18 protein-coding genes are annotated in these 21,644 nt (G+C 38.5%); 17 read left to right on the forward strand and 1 reads right to left on the reverse strand.

Going from position 1 to position 21,644, the window contains the following annotated elements; all coding sequences use genetic code 11:
• Positions 1-36: 36 nt before the first annotated feature.
• The 6 genes from smc to uvrC all read left to right on the forward strand — a co-directional run bounded on the left by smc (position 37) and on the right by uvrC (position 12,024).
• Complete coding sequence (gene smc / locus B1A77_RS06735) at positions 37-3,591, forward strand: chromosome segregation protein SMC (RefSeq protein WP_077708323.1); 3,555 nt, start codon at positions 37-39, stop codon at positions 3,589-3,591.
• Positions 3,591-4,526: a signal recognition particle-docking protein FtsY gene (gene ftsY, locus B1A77_RS06740; protein ID WP_004693455.1), complete on the forward strand. Its 936-nt coding sequence runs from the start codon at positions 3,591-3,593 to the stop codon at positions 4,524-4,526. The genes smc and ftsY overlap by 1 nt, the downstream gene beginning before the upstream one ends.
• Positions 4,516-4,899 (forward strand): hypothetical protein, encoded by a 384-nt coding sequence (locus B1A77_RS06745; RefSeq protein WP_077708324.1) that lies wholly within the window; start codon positions 4,516-4,518, stop codon positions 4,897-4,899. Before ftsY ends, B1A77_RS06745 begins: the two co-directional genes overlap by 11 nt.
• The gene (gene uvrB, locus B1A77_RS06750) at positions 4,899-7,076 is read left to right on the forward strand and encodes an excinuclease ABC subunit UvrB (RefSeq protein WP_077708325.1); all 2,178 of its coding nucleotides are present in this window, start codon (positions 4,899-4,901) and stop codon (positions 7,074-7,076) included. The genes B1A77_RS06745 and uvrB overlap by 1 nt, the downstream gene beginning before the upstream one ends.
• 134 nt (positions 7,077-7,210) lie before the next feature.
• Entirely contained in the window at positions 7,211-10,063 is a 2,853-nt protein-coding gene (uvrA, locus tag B1A77_RS06755) for an excinuclease ABC subunit UvrA (protein ID WP_077708326.1), read from the forward strand.
• Positions 10,064-10,197: 134 nt separating this feature from the next.
• The gene (gene uvrC / locus B1A77_RS06760) at positions 10,198-12,024 is read left to right on the forward strand and encodes an excinuclease ABC subunit UvrC (protein WP_077708327.1); all 1,827 of its coding nucleotides are present in this window, start codon (positions 10,198-10,200) and stop codon (positions 12,022-12,024) included.
• Between the two features lie 60 nt (positions 12,025-12,084).
• Here uvrC and B1A77_RS06765 read toward each other — a convergent pair whose 3' ends face one another.
• Entirely contained in the window at positions 12,085-13,443 is a 1,359-nt protein-coding gene (locus B1A77_RS06765; protein WP_077708328.1) for an MATE family efflux transporter, read from the reverse strand.
• Between the two features lie 271 nt (positions 13,444-13,714).
• On the opposite strand from B1A77_RS06765, the gene B1A77_RS06770 reads away from it, so the two are divergent.
• The 11 genes from B1A77_RS06770 (at position 13,715) to B1A77_RS06820 (ending at position 21,629) form a co-directional block, all read left to right on the forward strand.
• Positions 13,715-14,374 carry a TerC family protein gene (locus tag B1A77_RS06770; protein WP_077708329.1) on the forward strand — a complete coding sequence of 220 codons (660 nt, stop codon included), beginning with the start codon at positions 13,715-13,717 and terminating at the stop codon, positions 14,372-14,374.
• A 200-nt stretch (positions 14,375-14,574) separates the two neighbouring features.
• Positions 14,575-15,243, forward strand: a complete 669-nt coding sequence (locus B1A77_RS06775) for a TerC family protein (protein ID WP_077708330.1) — start codon at positions 14,575-14,577, stop codon at positions 15,241-15,243.
• Positions 15,243-16,733 (forward strand): 23S rRNA (uracil(1939)-C(5))-methyltransferase RlmD, encoded by a 1,491-nt coding sequence (gene rlmD, locus B1A77_RS06780; RefSeq protein ID WP_077708331.1) that lies wholly within the window; start codon positions 15,243-15,245, stop codon positions 16,731-16,733. Before B1A77_RS06775 ends, rlmD begins: the two co-directional genes overlap by 1 nt.
• A 59-nt stretch (positions 16,734-16,792) precedes the next feature.
• Positions 16,793-17,212: a hypothetical protein gene (locus tag B1A77_RS06785; RefSeq protein WP_077708332.1), complete on the forward strand. Its 420-nt coding sequence runs from the start codon at positions 16,793-16,795 to the stop codon at positions 17,210-17,212.
• A 194-nt stretch (positions 17,213-17,406) separates the two neighbouring features.
• The gene (locus B1A77_RS06790) at positions 17,407-17,847 is read left to right on the forward strand and encodes a BdrN protein (protein WP_187658818.1); all 441 of its coding nucleotides are present in this window, start codon (positions 17,407-17,409) and stop codon (positions 17,845-17,847) included.
• 167 nt (positions 17,848-18,014) lie between these two features.
• The gene (locus tag B1A77_RS06795; protein WP_077708333.1) at positions 18,015-18,653 is read left to right on the forward strand and encodes a hypothetical protein; all 639 of its coding nucleotides are present in this window, start codon (positions 18,015-18,017) and stop codon (positions 18,651-18,653) included.
• A gap of 15 nt (positions 18,654-18,668) precedes the next feature.
• On the forward strand, positions 18,669-19,148 hold the full coding sequence (locus B1A77_RS06800) for a pyridoxamine 5'-phosphate oxidase family protein (protein ID WP_077708334.1): 480 nt from the start codon (positions 18,669-18,671) through the stop codon (positions 19,146-19,148).
• A 113-nt stretch (positions 19,149-19,261) separates the two neighbouring features.
• Entirely contained in the window at positions 19,262-20,323 is a 1,062-nt protein-coding gene (locus B1A77_RS06805; protein WP_077708335.1) for an ankyrin repeat domain-containing protein, read from the forward strand.
• A 28-nt stretch (positions 20,324-20,351) separates the two neighbouring features.
• The gene (locus B1A77_RS06810) at positions 20,352-20,771 is read left to right on the forward strand and encodes a bacteriocin (RefSeq protein WP_077708336.1); all 420 of its coding nucleotides are present in this window, start codon (positions 20,352-20,354) and stop codon (positions 20,769-20,771) included.
• A complete protein-coding gene (locus tag B1A77_RS06815) occupies positions 20,764-21,123 on the forward strand; it encodes a hypothetical protein (protein WP_077708652.1) in 360 nt (119 codons plus the stop codon). Before B1A77_RS06810 ends, B1A77_RS06815 begins: the two co-directional genes overlap by 8 nt.
• Positions 21,124-21,170: 47 nt before the next feature.
• Positions 21,171-21,629 carry a glycosyl transferase family 4 gene (locus tag B1A77_RS06820; protein WP_077708337.1) on the forward strand — a complete coding sequence of 153 codons (459 nt, stop codon included), beginning with the start codon at positions 21,171-21,173 and terminating at the stop codon, positions 21,627-21,629.
• Positions 21,630-21,644: the final 15 nt, after the last annotated feature.

Raw genomic sequence — 21,644 nt, forward strand, 5'->3', positions numbered from 1 at the left:
TGATTATTTAGGGTTGTTGGTAGAAAGGAGGCAGTCATGCAATTACTTCGGTTGGAATTAAAGGGCTTTAAATCGTTTGCGGATAAAACGATTGTAAAATTCTCACCAGGAATGACTGCCGTTATTGGTCCTAACGGAAGTGGTAAAAGTAATATTACGGATGCTATGAAATGGGTATTGGGAGAATCCAATGTCCGTAATTTGCGCGGTCAAAAAGCAGAGGATATTATTTTCTCTGGTACGGAAAAGCGCAAACCTATGAGCGCTGCTGAGGTTACACTTGTGTTTGACAATAGTGACCAACAATTAGATATAGATATGGCTGAGGTAGCCATTACACGCCGTATATACCGCACTGGTGAAAGTGAGTTCCTCATCAATAAGCGCTCTTGTCGTTTAAAGGATATCCATTTGTTACTAGCGGATACAGGGCTTGGTAGAGACTCCATGGCTATCATTGGTCAAAATCGAATTGATGCTATCTTGAATTCTAAGCATGAAGAACGGAGATTGATTTTTGAAGATGTAGCAGGTATTTCTCGCTTTAAGATCAATAAAGAAGATGCGTTGCGTCGTATTGCTAGCACAGACCGTAATATGGAGCGTGTACGAGACGTAATGGCTACCATTGAAGAGCAATTAGGACCTTTGTCTGAAAAAGCGGAAAAGACTAAAAAGTATATGACCTTAAGCCGCACAAAGCGCGATTATGATGGGGCATTAGGCTTTCACAATTATAAGACCTCTGATCGTCTTTTGACGCGTTTTGAAAATGATAATATTGCCTTTAAAGATGAAGAAATTGAGCTTCAAACTGAATTGTCTAAATTAGAGGCTCGTCGTCACGAATTGCAATCGTCTTCGTCAAAAGACCAGGAACAGCTTAAGTTGTGGGAGGCTCAGTATACTGAAAAGCAACGTGATGAAGAACGCTTATCTGGTCACTTACGTCTCTTAGAAGAGCAACTAAAAACAGCGCGCCGTGAATTAGATGAAACGTCTATGCGCATTAGTGAGCTAGAGGCTACGCAAAAAGGCGAGGAGCAACAATTACGCATCTTAAATCAATTGATTCAAGATGAAAGTGCTCAATTAGTAGAGAAAGAGTCTAATTTAGAAGAATTAGAAGCGACCTACAAAAAGGCTGTTGAAGATGTAAGGGCAGAACAAGCTAAGTTCCAATCCTTGCAATCCAATCGAGAGGCTTTTGAGCAACGTCAATTAGAAGTTGTGAGTGCTATTGAAACGGCTAAGGCTAGTATTCGAAGCTTAGAAGCTCGCAAGGTAGAAAGCAAAAATCAATGTGCTATTCTAGAATCTGAGATAGCACAGGTAGATAGTGAACTTCAAGTCGCTCGTTCTGAATTTGAAGTGCTAGGCCAAAAGTTTAATGCTATTTCTGCACAACGACAAGCCCTCGTTGATGGTGGTAAAGAAGCAGCTATACAAGCTCGTGAGGAACGTAAAGAATTACAAAAATTACGTACCCAAGAGCAACGTGTTAAAGGTCGTATCGAACTATTAGCCCAATGGGAAGAACAACATGAAGGTTATTTAGAAGGTACAAAGAATATCTTAAATGGTAAAGGTTCTTGGCGCGAACAAATCACAGGCGCTGTTGGTGATCTCTTTACGGTAGAGGACAAATATACTACGGCTATTGAAACGGCATTAGGCGGCAGTGTTAACCACGTTGTAACTACTACGGCTCGTGTAGCGGCTGAGGGTGTAAATTACTTGAAATCTATCCAAGGTGGTCGCGTAACCTTCTTGCCGATGGATTCTGTAAAAGGAAAACCTTATGATACACCGGCTCTAAATGAAAGCTGTGTATTAGGCACTGCTGTTGATTGTATCTCCTTTGATAATAAGTACGCTCATATTTTCCAGTATTTATTGGGCCGTACCTTAGTAGTATCCTCCATGGATGATGCTATTGGATTACAGAAAAAATACAATCAACAATTGCGTATTGTAACCCTTACGGGTGAACAGTTCCAACCGGGTGGTTCTTTAACCGGTGGTGCTACGAAGCGTAAGCGCGCCTCTGTATTGAGCCGTAAGGAAGAAGCAGCTAGTCTTGAACAAGAGCTAGTACAAATTGAAGAACAAATTCAATCTTTAACTGCTAACTTAGAACGACTTGAAAAACGGGTTGAAGAGTCTGAGAAAGAACGAGTTGCCCTTGATGAAAGCTATCAACATACGAACTTACTCTATGTGGCTAGCGAAACAAAGGTACAAAATATACAACATCAGATAGATCGTAAGAAACGTGTTCTATCAGAAGAAGAGCAACGTTTAGTACAAATTGATATTGATTTGGCTACTACAACGGCTAACTTGAAAGATCAAGAAACAGCATTAGCTTCCTTGCAAGAGAATCATGGTGTGGATGGTAATCAAGGGGCGTTGATGGATCGATTGACTGTGTTGCAAAAGGTGCAACAAGAGGCGTATGAAGCTTTTACAAAAGCTCGCCTTACTTGTGATACCTTGCGACATACGATTCAGGAACGGGAAACACAACGTGAACAGCGTAATCAATCTATTTCTAGTATTATTGAGCGCTTAACACCACTTCGTAATTTGTTAGTGAGTACTACACAACGCTATGAAGAGGAATTACCTAAGGCTCAAGAAGTTGCAGAACAAGAGTTGTCCTCTGCTACGGCTGAGGTTGAACGATTACGTGCTCTTCGCGATGAAGCCTATGATAAAACATCTACGGGGCGCGAGGAAATGGAATCTATCCTCAGTGAGCAAGACCGATTGAATCAACGCTATAAAGTGGTGCAAGGTCGCCTTGTTGATATGGAAGGTAAAATTACACGTCATCGCATGGATTGTGAGCGCTTTGTAGAAGAATTACAAGAGCTAGGTTTTACCTTGGAAGATGCTCAAGCCCTTCGCATTGAAGGCTCCGTTAACGATTGGAAGGATGAGCAAGCTCGTTTGATGGCTGAAATTGCCGAATTGGGTCCAGTCAATCCAAATGCCGTTGAGGAATATGAAGAGACTAAAGAACGCTATGATTTCTTAACCACACAATTAGCTGATTTAGATACGGCAAAGACGCAATTACAGGCGGTTATTGCCGAAATGGATAAGGCTATGAGTACACAGCTATACGATGTATTGGATGTGGTAGGCCGTAGATTCCAAGAGGTATTCAGCCAATTGTTTGGCGGTGGTACTGCGCAAATTGTACTGACTGATCCAGATAATATTTTGACGGGTGGTATCGATTTCTATATTCAACCACCAGGGAAAAAGCGTCAACAATTGACACTTTTATCAGGTGGTGAACGTGCTCTTACGGTTATCGCTTTATTGTTCTCATTCCTCGATTATCGTCCAGCTCCGTTCTGCGTGCTTGATGAAGTTGACGCGGCGCTTGACGAAGCCAATGTTGAACGATTTAGTTCCTACTTAAATCGAGTAAATAAAGAAACACAATTTATCGTTGTATCTCACCGTAAAAAGACGATGGAAGCTGCCGAAGTACTTCAAGGGGTAACCATGGTGGAACGCGGTGTATCGCGATTATTAACAGTAGCATTTGAAGATGTGAAGGAGGATCTAGCATAATGGCATTTGGATTCTTTGATAGAATTAAAGACGGTTTAGAAAAAACTCGTAAGTCTTTTGTAAAAAATGTAGAAAGCATCGTTATTGGTTATGCGCAAATCGATGATGATTTTTTAGATGATTTAGAAGCAGTTATGCTTACTAGTGATCTAGGCCCTAAGACGACAGAATACTTGATGAAAGAAATTCGTCGTGGTGTAACAGAAGGTATCATCAATCATACAGGCGATGTAATGCCGTTCATGGAAGACCGCATCACGGAAATGCTCATCGATCAAGAAGATGAAATTACTTTGCACCATCCTGAGGTTATCCTCGTAGTTGGTGTAAATGGTGTTGGTAAAACAACGACAATCGCTAAATTGGCTAATTATTATACTAAAGAAGGTAAAAAGGTTATCATTGCTGCAGGTGATACATTCCGTGCCGCTGCAGCTGACCAATTATCCATATGGGCTGATCGCGTTGGTGTGCCGATTGTTAAACATAAAGAAGGCGCAGATCCTGCTGCCGTTGTATATGATGCAATGGAAGCTGCGAAAGCTCGTAATGCAGACCTTGTTATCGTAGATACGGCTGGTCGTCTACATACTAAGGTTAACCTTATGGAAGAACTTAAAAAGATGGGGCGCGTAGCGAATAATCACGTAGAAGGTGCGCCACATCAAACATTGCTCGTATTAGATGGTACTACGGGTCAAAATGCAGTAAGCCAAGCTAAATTATTTGGTCAAGCTGTACCAGTAAATGGTATTGTTGTAACTAAACTAGATGGTACGGCAAAAGGTGGCGTAGTTATCTCTATTAAAGAGGAACTAGGCGTACCCGTACGCTGGATTGGCGTTGGCGAAGGTATGGATGACTTGCGTCCATTTAATGCAAAAGAATTTGCTAATGCATTATTTAATAAAGGAATGATTCAAGGTGACAAATAAATATAACCGGGAATTCTTACTTGAATATGTAGAATCTGAAAATAAAAAAAATGAATGTAATGTTAGCCTAGAAAATATGAATAAGATTGTTAGCTTAATCGAGTATTTTGGTATTGAACTATATCGCCCCATTACGCGATTGCTACTTTCAAACTGGGAAGAAATTACAGATCGTATTAATAACTATACTGAATCAGATTGGATGATGGCTGATGAAATCCAAAAGACCACACCTACATTAGATCGCTTTTCTATTGCTATGCTCATCGAAGTCTTAGAAGGTGAGGATACGTTGAATCAAGCGGAAAATGTAGGTCGTCGTTTGACGGATGAAGAGATGAAGGCTATCCGTAAACATCAGGATGAACAGTAATGAAGCATAGTACATATAATTACGAGGGGAGCCAACCATTTAAAGTGGAGGCGCCCTTTGCGCCTACGGGGGACCAACCTACTGCGATTCAATCCTTAACAGAAGGCATTGAACGCGGTGAATGGGCCCAAGTTTTGCTCGGTGCCACTGGTACTGGTAAGACCTTTACAATGGCCAAGGTTATTGAGGCAGTTCAAAAGCCGACCTTGATCATTGCTCACAATAAAACCTTGGCTGCTCAATTATGTAGCGAGTTTAAAAGTTTCTTCCCTAATAATGCGGTAGAATATTTTGTATCTTACTACGATTTTTATCAACCGGAGGCCTATATTCCTTCTAGTGATACCTATATCGAGAAGGATGCGTCTATTAATGATGAAATTGATAAACTGCGACATAGTGCTACGATGAGTCTTTTTGAGCGCCGCGATGTCATTATCGTTGCCTCTGTTAGCTGTATTTATGGCTTAGGTGACCCTGAGGACTATTCTGATCTTGTATTGTCCTTGCGCTTAGGTCAAACTAAATCGCGCGATGAAATCTTATCTAAACTCGTAGATATTCAATATACGAGAAATGATATGAACTTTATCCGCGGTACCTTCCGTGTACAAGGGGATACAATTGATATTTTCCCTGCCGCTTATAGTGAAAGAGCCATTCGTGTGGAGCTCTTTGGTGATGAAATCGACCGCCTCGTAGAGGTAGATTCCTTGACGGGTGAAGTTATTGCGGAAAGAAAACACGTTGCTGTCTATCCAGCATCTCACTATGTAACGACGAAAGAGAAGATGAATATTGCTGTAGAGCGTATTGAAGCCGAATTAGATGAGCAGTTGGCGAAGTTAAAAGCTGCTGACCGTCTATTGGAGGCTCAGCGCTTAGAACAGCGTACCCGTTACGATATAGAAATGATGCAAGAAATGGGCTATTGCTCGGGCATCGAAAATTATTCACGTCATATGTCTGAACGCAAGGCTGGGGAAGCACCGTTTACATTGATTGATTATTTTCCAGATGATTTCCTTATCATGGTGGACGAGTCTCATGTGACGATGCCTCAAATTCGAGCTATGTACAATGGTGACCGTGCGCGTAAAGAATCTCTTATAGAATACGGGTTCCGTCTTCCATCTGCACTCGATAATAGACCGCTTCAATTCGATGAATTTGTAGAGCGTATCAATCAAATTGTTTACGTATCGGCAACGCCTGGACCATACGAAATGGAAGTAGAAACGAATATTGCAGAGCAAATCATTCGTCCTACGGGCCTATTAGATCCATCTATAGAAATTCGTCCTATAAAGGGGCAAATGGATGACTTGCTTGGAGAAATTCACAAACGAGCTGCTAAGAATGAACGGGTTCTCGTTACGACATTGACGAAGAAGATGGCTGAGGATTTAACAGAATTCTTGAAGGAAATGGGCGTACGCGTTCGTTACCTTCATTCCGATATTGTTACTATTGAGCGGGCTGAAATCATTCGTGATTTGCGGGCTGGAGTATTCGATGTATTAGTTGGTATTAACTTGCTTCGTGAAGGTCTCGATATGCCAGAGGTTTCTTTGGTTGCTATCTTAGATGCGGATAAAGAAGGTTTCTTACGTTCCGATACGGCTATGATTCAAACTATAGGTCGTGCGGCTCGTAATGTGAATGGTCATGTTATCATGTACGCAGATCGTGTAACAGGTTCTATGCAACGGGCTATCGATGAAACCAATCGTCGTCGTGCCGTGCAAGAGGCTTATAATATTGAACATAATATTACGCCTAAATCTGTATCTAAAGATGTAAAAGAGCTAATCGAATTAACGAAAATCGAAGAAGATATGGTTACCGATGGAAAGGGACTTTCACCGAAAAAAGGAAAACAAAAAAAATCCTCAGAGGGCATGGATCATGGACACGAATCATATGTTCAAGATACATTAGCACCTAAGGTGGCAGATATAACACCGGAAGAATTATACAATAAGATTGAAGAGCTAGATCGTCAAATGAAGGCTGCCGCCAAGCAGCTTGAATTTGAAACCGCTGCTAAATTACGTGATCAACTGGGCGTATTACGTCAACAATGGTCCGATATGCATAGTGCAGGAGATAGCAAGTTGAAGAAGCCTGCTTCTACTAAATCTAGAAAGCGGACAGGTCCAAAAGGTAAATCTTAGGAACAATTTTAAAAGATTGTAAGAAAACACATAGATTATATAGACTATATGTGCGATAATATACATATATTATTTCATGTTAGTAATCAGAGAGATGATGCCGTTTGGTATCATCTCTTTAAATAGGAAAGATAATGAAAGACCAATTGATTGTAAAAGGTGCGCGTCAGCATAACCTAAAAAATATTGATATATCCTTGCCACGTGATCAGTTTATCGTCTTGACTGGACTCAGTGGCTCTGGTAAATCATCCTTAGCATTTGATACGATTTACGCAGAAGGGCAACGTCGCTATGTTGAGTCCCTGTCTGCATATGCCCGTCAATTTTTGGGACAAATGGATAAACCTGATGTGGATTATATTGAAGGCTTATCTCCAGCCATTTCTATCGACCAAAAGACGACGAGTCGCAACCCTCGTTCTACGGTTGGTACTGTAACGGAGATTTACGACTACTTGCGTCTATTATTTGCTCGTGTAGGTCATGCCCATTGTCCAGAGTGTGGTAAGCCTATTACACAACAAACAATACAACAAATGACCGACGATGTAATGAGCTTTCCTGAAGGTACTAAGGTTTTAGTGCTAGCCCCTATGATTCAAGGTAAAAAGGGAGAACATAAATCGGTATTTGAACAACTTCGCAAAGAAGGCTTTGTTCGTGCTCGCGTAGATGGTGTAGTGCGTACCTTGGACGAAGAAATCGTATTAGAGAAAAATAAAAAACACTCCATCGATATCGTAGTAGACCGCCTCGTTGTAAAAGAAGGCATTGAATCCCGGTTGGCTGACTCTATGGAGACTGCATCAAAATGGGCGGAAGGCATCGTTGTGATTCAAGAGGTAGATGGACCTGAACATATGTATAGCCAACATTTTGCGTGCCCGGATTGTCATGTTTCGCTACCTAAGATTGAACCACGTATGTTCTCATTTAATAGTCCATTTGGTGCGTGTCCATCCTGTTTAGGGATTGGTTCTACTATGGAGGTTGATGAGGAGCGCGTTATTCCAGATGGATCCATTAGCTTTGCCGATGGTTGTGTGCAAGCATTGAGCTCTAATCCTAATGCTTGGTTTATGCGTCAAGTAGAAGGCCTATTAAAAGCTAATGGATATTCCTTAGACTCCACCTATGATGAATTGCCGAAAGCATTACAGAAAAAGGTGATGTACGGTACGACGGATAAGGTAAGTTTCACCTATGAAAATATGAGAGGTGAAATAAAGGAATTCTTTACTGAGTATGAAGGCATTTTACCGATGGTTAAGCGCCGTCATAGTGAAGCCTCTACCGATTCTATGCGTGAAGAATTTGAAAAGTTTATGTCCATTAAGCCTTGTACTACTTGCCATGGTGCTCGTCTAAAACCTGAAGTATTGGCTATTACCGTAGGGGATAAGAATATCAATGAGGTTACACAATTAACTATAAAGGAAGCATTAGATTTCTTTGGACATCTACGATTAACAGAGCGTGAACAAGTCATTGGCGCTCAAATTTTGAAGGAAATCAATGCTCGGTTAGGTTTCCTCAATAATGTAGGCCTCGATTACCTAACAATGAACCGTAGTGCAGGCACATTATCTGGTGGTGAAGCACAGCGTATTCGGTTGGCCACACAGATTGGCTCTGGCCTTGTTGGTGTGTTGTATATCCTAGATGAGCCATCTATAGGTTTACATCAACGTGATAATGATCGCCTCATCGATACATTAAAAGGGCTACGTGATTTAGGAAATACCTTGCTTGTTGTAGAACATGATGAGGATACGATGCGCGCTGCTGATTATTTAGTAGACATCGGTCCTGGGGCGGGTGAGCATGGTGGACAAATTATTGCAGCAGGTACTGTTGAGGAAGTGATGAAGGTAGAAAACTCCATTACTGGTCAGTACTTAAGTGGTCGTAAGTTTATAGCACTTCCCGAAGAACGCCGCAAACCAGGCAAGAATTGCATTGAAATTCGCGGTGCGAAGGAAAATAATTTACATAATATTAATGTAAAATTTCCGATAGGATTATTTACTGTCGTTACGGGGGTCAGTGGTTCTGGTAAGTCTACCTTAATCAATGAAATCCTTTATAAAGGATTAGCCAATCAGTTGTATCGTTCTTATCATAAGGTGGGAGCTCATAAAGAGATTCGAGGCATTGAACATATTGATAAAATCATCAATATTGATCAAAGCCCTATCGGGCGTACACCTCGTTCCAATCCAGCTACATACACAGGTGTATTTGATGCGATTCGCGAATTATATAGTCAAACGCCAGAAGCTAAGATGCGTGGCTATAAACAAGGTCGTTTTAGCTTTAACGTAAAAGGCGGTCGATGTGAGGCTTGCCGTGGTGATGGTATTATCAAGATTGAAATGCATTTCTTACCAGATGTATATGTGCCTTGTGAAGTCTGCAAAGGGGCGCGATATAATCGTGAAACCTTGGAGGTTAAGTATAAAGGTAAATCCATTGCTGATGTATTAGATATGACCGTAGATGATGCGGTAGAATTCTTTAGTGCCATACCTAAAATTAATCGTAAGATGGTTACCCTCCAAGAGGTTGGTCTTGGCTATATTCGTTTAGGTCAAGCGGCTACTACATTATCTGGTGGTGAAGCACAACGTGTAAAATTAGCTACTGAGCTAGCTCGTCGTAGCACCGGTAAAACGTTATACATCCTTGATGAGCCTACTACAGGCCTTCATGCTGAAGATATTCGTAAGTTGTTACACGTATTGCAACAACTCGTAGAGGGTGGCGATACAGTTGTTGTTATCGAACATAACTTAGATGTTATTAAAATGGCTGACCACATCATCGATCTTGGTCCTGAAGGTGGTAATCGCGGTGGCACTATTGTGGCTACTGGCACGCCTGAGGAAATTGCTAAGGTGAAAGAAAGCTATACCGGCAAATTCTTGGGCCCTGTATTAGAACAGACTAAGAAATTTATGAAAGCAGCTAAGCATAAGAAATAAAATAGTACATATATTTAAGTTTCTATAAAAGAAAAATCATAAAGAGAATAGACTACATCCTTTAATTCATAAAGAGCATTATTTAAAGAAGTGTGTAACCTATTCTCTTGTAATCTACTAGGAAAGGAGGAAACATGCCGTCTGAAGAATTACTGGAAAAGGTCAGTCATCTGCCAACGACGCCAGGTGTCTATTTATGGCGCGATCAATATAACCGCATTATCTATGTAGGTAAGGCTATTAATCTGCGCAATCGTGTGCGTTCCTATGTGCGTAACGATGCAAACCGGGCACCAAAGGTTACGGCCATGATGAAACGTGCCGTCGATGTGGAAGTCATTCAAACAAAGACGGAAATGGAAGCACTTATCTTAGAAAATACGCTTATCAAGGAGCATGAACCTAAATATAATATTAGGCTCCGCGATGATAAGACGTACCCTTATGTCAAAATCTCAGTGCAAGAAGACTATCCTCGTGTATATATGACGCGTCGCCTAGAGCGTGATGGGGCTAAGTATTTTGGCCCTTTTACAGACGTTACATCCGTCCATGTGGTACTGAAATTAATACGCCAGTACTATCCATTGCGTACCTGTAAGTCTATGAAGGTAGAACGCCCGTGCTTGCAGTATCATATGCATTACTGCGAGGCACCGTGTTTTAACAAAATATCTGTACCGGATTATCGGAAGTATATTGACGAAATTATAGAACTTTTTGAAGGCAAACCTATATCATTGCTAAAGGAAATTAAGTCAAAGATGGAAACTGCTGCAGAAGATTTGCGCTTTGAAGATGCGGCACGGTATCGTGATCAATTATCTAGTATTGAAAAGATACAAGAAAAGCAACGCATGGTTACTCAACGTGGCGACTTAGACGTATTAGGAATGGCTGTAGATACATCGATGGCCTGTGTACAGTTGTTATTCATCCGTGGTGGTCGTCTGTTAGGCCGTGAGAATTACTTTGTGCAACATGATGGTGATAGTTCAGAAACCATTATGACGGACTTTATCAAGCAATACTATGGAGATACAAACTTTATCCCTAAAGAGTTACTACTACCTATGGAGAGTACAGATAGGGACTTATTAAGTGAATGGTTTACACAGCTAAAAGGTCAACACGTAGATGTATCTGTGCCACAGCGTGGCTATAAGATGGATATGATTAAGATGGCTCATGAAAATGCGGAAACTTTCCTTGAAGAACGTCGTCGTCAGTGGCAGCACCAAATCGATAAGACTGGCGGAGCGGTTAAGAAGTTAGCCGAGATTCTCGACTTACCACGTTTACCTGAACGTATGGAGTGTTTTGATATATCTCATACACAAGGGGCTGAAACGGTAGCTTCTATGGTTGTTTTTGAAGGTGGCAAGCCTGCGAAGAAGGAATATCGTCGCTTTAAATTGAAAACCACACAGGGTAAGCCAGATGATTTTAAATCGATGGCAGAAATCATGGAACGACGCTACGGTAATGAAACAGACTGGCCTATGCCGGACCTTATTATCATCGATGGAGGTAAAGGTCAGCTCAATGCGGCTTTGCCGTTAATCCGTGCCGTTGGTGTTACAGATGTGCCTGTCATTTCCTTGGCTAAACGTATTGAAGAGGTCTTTGTAGAGGGGCAATCTGAAAGTATCATTTTGAGTCATCACACGCCGGAACTTCAATTACTTCAACAAATTCGTGATGAAGCTCATCGCTTTGCCATTACCTATCACCGTAAGTTGCGTGGCAAGCGAAATCTTGAGTCTATATTAGACCATATTGAAGGCATCGGGCCTAAACGCCGTAAGGCCTTATGGGCTCACTTTAATAGTTTAGAGGCCATGAAAGAGGCATCTATTGATGAACTTGCAAAAGTAGAATCTATGAATTATAAGACGGCAGAAATGCTATATAATTTCTTTCGTATGTCCAAAGTAGAGAAACAAGAGATTTTAAAATAAAATGGAAAAAGCACCTATTAATGTTTTACACTGATGTGTAATATTCAATAGGTGCTTTTATTATTTTGTAATAGCTCTAGGTTTGTAATGTTGTATATAGTATGTGCGAAGTGTAAATAATATACCTGCAACTACTACACTAGCCAACAAACCAATCCATACGCCAAATGGTCCATAATTTGGATTTTTAGCAAGGGTATAAGCCGTTGGGAAACATACACCCCAATAAGAAATGAGTGAGATGTAAAGAACTATTTTTACATCCTTGTAGGCTCTTAGAATACCTTGTAATGGAGTACCTATGGCATCGATAGCAGCAAAAAATACGCCATACCCCAGGAAGTGATAAATAAGCTCATATACTTCATCATCATTGGTGAATAGATCAGCAATATTATCCATATGGGTGAACGTAAATGCGCATATAAGAACAGCTATAATGATAGCTAATACACGAGAAATATAAGAGTATTGGATCGCTTCCTTCTTTCGTCCTGCACCGAGTTCATAAGCAACGGCAATGGTAGAGGCCATGGCAATACTTAATGGCAAGCAATAGAATACATTAGTAAAGGAAATTACTGATTGGTGGGCTGCTACTACAGCAGAACCAAAATGAACCATTAAGAGACCAGCAATGCTAAAGATACTAGCTTCAAAGAAGATGGAGAAGCCAATGGGAATACCAACTTGTAATTGTTCACGGATATAGTGGAAATTCGGGCTATGGAAATCTTTATAGATGCGATAGCCTTTTAACTTAGGATGCAATAGAATGACTAAGCTAAATAGAATAAAGTTTGTCCAACAGGCACCGGCAATACCATAGCCAGCACCAACACCACCGATTTCAGGAAAGCCGTAATGACCAAAGATGAGTGCGTAGTTTAAGAATACGTTAATCACAAAGCTTGTAAAGACAATGGCCATGGAGTAATGCGTCAATCCGTGAGAATCGACTGTGTTACGCAAGGTATTTACCCAGAGTAATGGGAATAAACCAAGTGCAAAGGCTTTCAGATAACTAATACATACCTCGGTGGCAGCGGGTTCAAGATTTAAATATGTCAATAAAGGGCGTAAGCCGAATATACCAATTAATAAAATTAAAAATGCTAGTCCTGTACCGATGAAAAGGCCTTGATGAAAGATTATTGGAATCTCATCTGTTTTCTTAGCTCCTAATAGTTGAGAAATGATTGGCGTGATACCCATTAATGTACCTTGTGCAAAGATATAGAAGAGGAGCCACAAATTATATCCCGTAGCGACACCCGCTAAATCAGTCGTACTATATTGCCCCGTTAAAAAGATGGCGATGAAGGTAGCTCCAATCAGGGAAAATTGAGTGATGCACATTGGAGTAAATAGTTTTATGAACAACCATAATTTTTGCAGTATAGAATATGTCTGATACATACTAACCTCCCTAGTAACGATATACTATACCATATCATAAAGTAGCTTAATTTAATAGCCAAAACCTAAGGGAAAAAGGAATTAAATTTATAAAAAAAATAGAGCCCATATTGTGATTATGTAAGGGGAGAAATGACCTTATATAAACTATCTTATTTAATAAGAAAGAATTATGATAAAAACGTATATATATGTTGATAATTGAATTTTACACTACTTTACTATATCGATTATAATATATATACTATTGTTTTATTCTAAGGAGGATACATTGGACATCTTAACTGTACAAGGCTTATTAGCGATGCTTCAAATCATCGTTATTGATATTTTATTAGCTGGTGATAATGCCATCGTTATTGGTATGGCGGCTCGCAACCTACCCGCACATTTACAGAAGAAGGCGATTTTCTGGGGCACAGCTGGCGCCATTATTTTACGTCTTGTTATGGCATTCCTATTTGTAGAGGCATTGAACAATATTCCTGCTCTTCGTTTAGTTGGTGGTATCCTTCTTTTATGGATCGGTTACAAGCTTGTTGTTGATGATGATAGCGAGCATAATATCGAGGCTAAAGATAACTTGCGCGCTGCTATCATGACCATTGTCATTGCTGATGGAATTATGGGTATTGACAATGTTATTGGTGTAGTTGGTGCCGCTAATGGTGATATGACATTAGTTGCAATCGGTATGCTTATTACAGTACCTATTATCATTTATGGTAGTACTTTATTTGTAAAAGTTATCGAACGCTTTCCAATCATCCTTTACGTTGGTGGCGGTATCCTTGCCTGGGTGGGTGCAGCAATGAGTGTGGAAGATAAATTAATTTCACATACCGTAGAACCGTATGCATTACTCATCAAAGTCGGAGCTGTTATCCTCGTAGTAGGGGCATCTTTGTTAGTAAAGAAACTTAAAAAATAATGTAATAAATCTCTTCTTCTAGTCATAGGAGGAGAGATATTTTTTCGTAAAAGTATAGCCATTATAAAGAACCTTATAGGCTAATCTTAAGAATAACAGTGGTAATCTAAGAGCTTTCTTTTAGATGAGAAAATAGAGAATTTGTGGTATAGTTAAGGGATAGTTATTGAATTAGCAGAGTGAATTGAGGTAAGTATAGAATGGAATTTTTAGAAGCTGCAACGTGGATAACGATTAGCAAAATTATTTTGATCGATATTTTATTGGCAGGAGATAATGCCGTTGTTATTGGTATGGCAGCGGGTAAATTGGTGCCAGAATTACAAAAGAAAGCCGTTATCTGGGGTACAGTAGGGGCTATTGGAATGCGCCTTGTATTTGCCACTCTTTTAGTGGAAGCACTTACTTTAATTCCTCTTATTCATTTAGGTGGTGGCCTTGTACTTGTATGGATTGCCATTCAACTCTTAAAAGGTGGGGATGAAGAGGCACATATCGAAGCTAAGAATTCCTTAATGGGAGCCATTTGGACAATCATTGTGGCTGATGCGATGATGAGTATCGATAATGTAATTGGCGTAGTTGGTGCCGCTAAAGGACATTTAGAGCTCGTTATTGTTGGTATGTTGATTACTGTTCCCATCATTGTGTTCTGCTCCACACTATTTGCTCGTATCATCAATAAGTTTCCTATCATTCTTTGGGCTGGTGGTGCGTTATTAGGTTGGGTTGCTGGTGAAATGATTGTGGAAGATCCACTTCTTATGCCATATATACAAGGTGAAGAATTGCTCGTGAAATTTGGTACTGTATTCTTCGTACTTATCGTAACTGGCATGATTAAAATTTGGAAGAAAAGAGACGCGTAATGAACGGTACAAGACGTACATCTCGTAAGAAGAAATCTAAACAACAAAGTAGAAACGGTAATCGTGCAAATACAGGTCAATCAGTTATTAGTACATTATCTAAGAAGCAACAGGCCATACTCAATGTTCCAGTTAAGTTAGGTGATGAAGTATTAGTAAACATTCACGGTATCGGTAGTAGCGGTGAAGGTGTAGGTCGTGTAGAGGATTTTACAGTCTTTGTTCCCTTTGCCTTGCCTGGGGAAACCGTGAAAGTATCCATCAATATGGTGAAAAAGACTTATGCCACAGGGCGTCTGTTAGAAATTGTTACTATGGCTCCTAATCGTATCGATCCGCGCTGTGATCTCTATGGCTTTTGTGGTGGATGTCAGTTGCAACACATTACTTATGAAGGCCAGCTTTCACTAAAAACACAAAAGGTGAAGGACGTTATCGAACGCATTGGTCATCAAAATCCAGAACTTGTAAAACCAGCATTGGGACCTAAAGAACCATGGGCGTATCGTAATAAGATGCAAATGCCTGTGGGTGGGATTAAAGGGAATATTCAAATGGGATTCTATGCGATGGGATCACATGATATCGTACAAGGTACGAATTGTCCTATACAAGATGAAGGTAATAATATCATTGCTCAAGCATGTTATCAAATTGCTAAAGAGTTTGATATTGAACCCTATGATGAACATACAGGAAAGGGTATATTGCGCCATGTAATCGGTCGTATTGGACAATCTGGATGGATGATTATCCTTGTAACCGCGACAGAACACTTGCCACATCAAGAGAAGTGGGTTGAAAAATTAACTGAACGAGTTCCCCAAGTGGAAACCATTGTTCATAATGTAAATGGGAAGCGTACTAATGTTATATTAGGGCCTAAAAATAGTGTTCTCTATGGGGATGGAACGATTACAGACTATATCAAGGATTTACGGTTTACCTTATCTCCACACTCTTTCTTCCAAGTCAATCCTGAACAAACGACAGTGCTTTATGATCAAGCATTAGAATATGCAGACCTAAAAGGAAACGAAACCGTTATCGATGCGTACTGTGGTACCGGCACTATTTCACTGTTCTTAGCTCATAAAGCAAAACATGTTATCGGTATAGAAATCGTAGAACCAGCGATTATCAATGCTCGTGAAAATGCACGACACAATGGCTATGATAATACAGAGTTTATCGTCGCCGATGCGGCCGTGGAAATGCCAAAACTCTATAAAGCAGGTGTACGACCTGACGTTATCGTATTCGATCCAATCCGGGCGGGCTGTAAAGAAGAAGTACTAACCTCTGCGGCTGGTATGGAACCTAAACGCATTGTCTACGTATCCTGTAACCCTGCAACCATGGCAAGAGATATTGAAATACTCACACAATACGGCTATGAACTTAAAGAAGTCCAACCTGTGGATATGTTTCCTATGACTGCTCACGTTGAGGCGGTGGCTTTGCTTACTAGGAGTGAAACGACGCAGTAAGCATTAGCATTGTCCATGTTAGGGATTACGGTTTTTGCTTTAATCTTGTGAGGAATAATATGGAGTTTATACATGATAGAAAGAGTAAAATTCTTTTTAGTCTTTATGGTAGTAAAGTAAATGGAATCAGAATTCATAATAAAATATTAACGTTAACAGTTGACAAAATGTATCAATTGGTAGACGGTGAGGAAAGAGCATTTTCCGGTGAAATATCTTTTAAAGACTGTGATATTGACTTGTGTAAGGTACTAATATTTAACAAAACCTTAGGTGAAGGTCGATTTAATGGAAAGTCCATTTGTTTATGTGACTTTATGAATGAGTTTGTAGATTCAGAATTTGAAATAATTACGGAAGGCTATTTTGCCAATACAACTACATATACAGGTTGGCTTTGGATCAATGAAAAACCTCCAGTATCTGTCATTATGTATATTTGGAATAGAGGAGACATGGTATATTGTGTCAAAAAATAAACCCTATTTTTTACAGATAAAATTATGCTAGATATAGGGGAGAGAAAGATTGATATAATCCTTTTATAGGTATTGGGAGCGTAGAGCAAACCAGTATTAACACTCGTAAGAATGCACGACATAATGGCTTTGCACACTAGGAATAAAGAGATAAAATAATACCTTGTATTATAAGTTTATGGAGTGAGCTATATATGGTCTGGCTGAAACCAACGGATTATAAAAAACAAGAGTATATAGAGTTAAGGCTTAATGCACTGTTAGGAGAGCTCATACGATTAGACTTTAATCCTCTAAAAATTAATGATATATCTAATTCTTCACCAAGCTGGAAGGATTGGCATTGTTATAGAAATCCATTACGGGTTTATAGTCCAGATTTTGATATCTTAGTTTCTTACTTTAATCAAGTGTATCCTATTATAGATGCATCAGATAATACTGAAAGTGATAGATTTGATGTGTGCTTTGATAATTGGATTAAGCAAGACGACTGGATTAAAATAATTCATAATATTGAAGTTGATCTTATAAACTCTAGTAAAGAAGAGCAAGAGTTTTTAAACACATTTATTGATTGGATAAAGGAAGTACTTCAACATACATCTGTTATAGTTGTTGAGGGAAATCTTTAAAAATCAAAATAGTATTTTAATAACATAATCAATAAAGATAAGTTAAGATTTAAATTAATTGATTTTAGCCCTTCGCTTTTTGCGAGGGGCTTTTACGATACAAACATATATAAAAATATAATATAATTAGCATAAGTAGTTAAATCATTTTGAATGAGGTATATAGTATGGGATTAACCTTAGATATTGATGAAATAATGTACCAATTGAGTAAAAGGCGACCAATATTTCATTCAGAAGCAGACTTTCAATTTAGCCTAGCATGGATAATTAAAGAACAATATCCAAATTGTGATATCAGACTAGAGTTTGTACCTGAATTTAATCCTAATTTACATCTCGATATTCTTGTTATATTAGATGGTAAATGGATTCCTATTGAGCTTAAATATACGACAAAAAAATGTATTAAAACTATAAATGGTGAAGTGTATGTGTTGAAGGAGCAAGGTGCTAAGGACCAAGGCTGTTATAACTATTTAAAAGATATAATGCGTATAGAGGAATTTAGGGATAAGAGTAATAAATTTATTGAAGGTTATACGATTAAGATAACTAGTGAGATGTCTTATTTAAAACCGCCCATAAAAGCAAATTGTACATACTCTGAATTCTCTATTGATGACGGTTCTATTAAAACTGGATGCATGAATTGGTCCGATAATACAGGAAAAGGAACTATGCGTGGAATGGAAGCACCTATAGTATTAACTGGTATGTATCCTATACATTGGAAAGAATACTCTAAAGTTGATGATACTAATAGTGGTACTTTTATGTATCTAGTAAATACAATTAGTAAATAAAGTAGGAGACATATTATGTTTAAACCAATTCGTAAAAAGATAAATGAAATAGATCGGGCTACTACAGAAGCATTATTAACATCTAATCGTCGAGGTATTCTAGCCATGAATGGTGTTAATGGATACCCCTATGCTATTCCTATTAATTATTTTTATGATAATGAAACACAGAAAATTTATTTTCATGGAGCCAAAGCTGGTCATAAAGTAGATGCATTAAAAGCTTCAGATAAGGTATGTTTTACAATATATGGGGATGAGGATATTGATGAATCTGAACCATGGGCCCCATATGTACAAAGTGCAGTAGTATTTGGTAGATGCCGTTTATTAGAGGCAGGTCCAGAATCTATAGCTCGATTAAAAGAATTTGCTATGAAATATTATCCTGATGAAGCGTTAGCTGATGAACAAATTGCTCGTAATGGTAGAGCAACTCAGATGTTTGAAATCACTATTGAACATATGAGTGGTAAACAAGTACAAGAGAAATAGAAAGATAGCCCTTCGCTTATGCAAAGGGCTTTTACTATACACTCATACTTATAAATGTAATATAATGTAATTAGTAATAATCATTTTAAAAATATAGTTCATGGGAGAGAGACATGATAGAACTAAAGGATTTAGGTACCTTTGAAGCTGTGCCTAAAATAGTATTTGATATCGTAAAAGGAAATATCGTAGCGTTAGAAAACGCATTAGTGGATGGTTGGGATATTCATAAACCTATACAACTGGGTAAGTACAGTGAGTATTCCCCTCTAGAATTAGCATTAGTAATGAATTGTTTACCTAGTGTTCAATGGTTAGTTGAACATGGAGCAGATTTAAATGATGAAGAAAATCCAAGTTTCTTGTTAGCTGTACGGTATGCTGATCAAAAGGTAATAGATTATGTTGTGGCTCATGGTGCTAATATTCATGCCTTGAATGCTGTGGATGTAGATGCTTTTCAGGCTGCCTTATATGGTAAGCAATATAAGCACTTACAGATAATTCATGACTTAGGCCATACAGTTCAGAAATATGGTGGTCCAGCTTTTAGAAATGCTATTACAGATAGAAATTATGAGGTCCTAGATTTCTTTATCAATCATGGTGTAGATATTAATTACAATAAACCAGATTCGGTATATCCTTTTAAGCCAACTCCATTATGTGTAGCTGCTCGGTACGTAGATTTACAGATGTGTAAATACTTGGTAGAACATGGTGCAGATGTGACTATCACGGAAAAGGATGGCATGCGTCCCTATAGCATTGCTGTTGAAAAGGACGATATGAAAATGGCTGAGTATTTTAAAAATCTAGAACCAGTTGGGTATCATGATTTACAGAATAAAATGGATCAATTGAAACCTTTTAAACTACCAAAAGCATTAGTTGCATTTTTAGAGTCGGATAATCTTTATTTTGAATTGCCATATTCTGATTTTATATCCATAGAATTTTTCCCTCTAATTGATACAATTCTATTTAAAGTAGGCCGCCGTAACCTATTGCGTTTATCTAAAGAGCTAGGCGAGTATAATAATTGGCAAATTGTATGGGACCCTAAATCTAAAAAGATTGGTTGTTATGATATAGAGCATCAAGAGTTACGAGAACTTTGCAAGTTTGATGAGTTTATGGCAGATATGGCAGGTCAATTAGAAAACTTATTCTAATGTATATCGTAAAGGAGAGGCGATACTTATGACGGATACTTTGGAGAAAACATATACGGATTGGTCTATTGATGTAGGTGACTATAAGTATGAAGGGATTACCTTGAATGAAGTTGAGCAAAATCTCTACGCTATTGAGGATCAAGAGCAAGATTTTGTAGTTATCTCACTATCAAAGGCAATCTCCATAGATAATAAAATGTATAATTTTGTACAAGTTTGTAGTGATGAAGATACGGATTTATTACATATAGAGCTTAGTGTAACTAATGATGGCGAGCAAGGTGCGATAATATACGGTAAAAATGAGCTAGGCCCTCAAGAGGCATTACAGATAATAAAAGATTTTATTGCACATCATAAGGTACCATCATTAGATGATTGGGAAATCGTGTTAGATTTAAGACCGCAGATGGAAAGCTATGTAAAGGGTACAAATGATGACTAATCCTGTAATATATGATGAACAGTTAAGGCAATATACCATATCCTGCGAAGGAATACAGTTTTGCTGGGATGAGAAACCAACAGATATTAATTTAGATACGGCAAAGCTATTAGCTGTTAATTACCATAAAAATATAGATGCAATTGTAACTTTCATTTATAACGAAATACGAGATTTGTATAGTGATATAACTATTGATGACGTGAAATCACGCATTGGTATGCCTATTATCGAACCAGAACGTGATGCTGTGGCCTATTGCGAGCAAACCTTTGATGATACCCATATCTTTTCTTTTACATTTTGGGATGATGAATTCAAAGATTTACATTATTTTGCCATAGATGGATGATATATTTTCCATGATTTTGCTAGTATGACTTATATGTGGAGTCTATTATGTTATATACACCTAATAACATTTTGTATAAGTATATTCGTTATCGATTTAGACGCATTCAGATTCAGTGCAATATGTTATATGAAATAGAACCAGAGGAAGAAGATGAGATTTGTCGTAATCTATTAAAAAAGAGGGCGAAGATATTAATTCCATCTGGCATAGTATATTTTTTGCTTTTTGGGATTATCTTCGCTTGGCTAGTAGGAACAAGTGAGGAACTAAATCCCTTAATGCAATGGGAATTAAGAGTGATAGATTATGTTATACCCATTTTAAATACCATAGATATTAAGTGGTATGCATATCCTCTAGATCTATTATGGGTAGCAATTATATTAGCGCCTATAGCGATTATAAATGCATCTCCTTATATCATTTTTTCTTATATTGTAGATACCATATTGATACGACATGAGGTAAAAGCTTTAATCAAAACTTATTCTATAAATGAGTAATTAAGAATTTAGATT

Source organism: Veillonella parvula (assembly GCF_002005185.1).
Lineage (GTDB): Bacteria > Bacillota > Negativicutes > Veillonellales > Veillonellaceae > Veillonella > Veillonella parvula_M.

What these genes read in the sequence shown, in the direction of transcription:
- smc (WP_077708323.1), top strand. Translation starts at nt 37, where the DNA reads ATGCAATTACTTCGGTTGGAATTAAAGGGCTTTAAATCGTTTGCGGAT.
- ftsY (WP_004693455.1), top strand. Translation starts at nt 3,591, where the DNA reads ATGGCATTTGGATTCTTTGATAGAATTAAAGACGGTTTAGAAAAAACT.
- uvrB (WP_077708325.1), top strand. Translation starts at nt 4,899, where the DNA reads ATGAAGCATAGTACATATAATTACGAGGGGAGCCAACCATTTAAAGTG.
- uvrA (WP_077708326.1), top strand. Translation starts at nt 7,211, where the DNA reads ATGAAAGACCAATTGATTGTAAAAGGTGCGCGTCAGCATAACCTAAAA.
- uvrC (WP_077708327.1), top strand. Translation starts at nt 10,198, where the DNA reads ATGCCGTCTGAAGAATTACTGGAAAAGGTCAGTCATCTGCCAACGACG.
- B1A77_RS06765 (WP_077708328.1), bottom strand. Translation starts at nt 13,443, where the DNA reads ATGTATCAGACATATTCTATACTGCAAAAATTATGGTTGTTCATAAAA.
- B1A77_RS06775 (WP_077708330.1), top strand. Translation starts at nt 14,575, where the DNA reads ATGGAATTTTTAGAAGCTGCAACGTGGATAACGATTAGCAAAATTATT.
- rlmD (WP_077708331.1), top strand. Translation starts at nt 15,243, where the DNA reads ATGAACGGTACAAGACGTACATCTCGTAAGAAGAAATCTAAACAACAA.
- B1A77_RS06785 (WP_077708332.1), top strand. Translation starts at nt 16,793, where the DNA reads ATGGAGTTTATACATGATAGAAAGAGTAAAATTCTTTTTAGTCTTTAT.
- B1A77_RS06790 (WP_187658818.1), top strand. Translation starts at nt 17,407, where the DNA reads ATGGTCTGGCTGAAACCAACGGATTATAAAAAACAAGAGTATATAGAG.
- B1A77_RS06795 (WP_077708333.1), top strand. Translation starts at nt 18,015, where the DNA reads ATGGGATTAACCTTAGATATTGATGAAATAATGTACCAATTGAGTAAA.
- B1A77_RS06800 (WP_077708334.1), top strand. Translation starts at nt 18,669, where the DNA reads ATGTTTAAACCAATTCGTAAAAAGATAAATGAAATAGATCGGGCTACT.
- B1A77_RS06805 (WP_077708335.1), top strand. Translation starts at nt 19,262, where the DNA reads ATGATAGAACTAAAGGATTTAGGTACCTTTGAAGCTGTGCCTAAAATA.
- B1A77_RS06810 (WP_077708336.1), top strand. Translation starts at nt 20,352, where the DNA reads ATGACGGATACTTTGGAGAAAACATATACGGATTGGTCTATTGATGTA.
- B1A77_RS06815 (WP_077708652.1), top strand. Translation starts at nt 20,764, where the DNA reads ATGACTAATCCTGTAATATATGATGAACAGTTAAGGCAATATACCATA.
- B1A77_RS06820 (WP_077708337.1), top strand. Translation starts at nt 21,171, where the DNA reads ATGTTATATACACCTAATAACATTTTGTATAAGTATATTCGTTATCGA.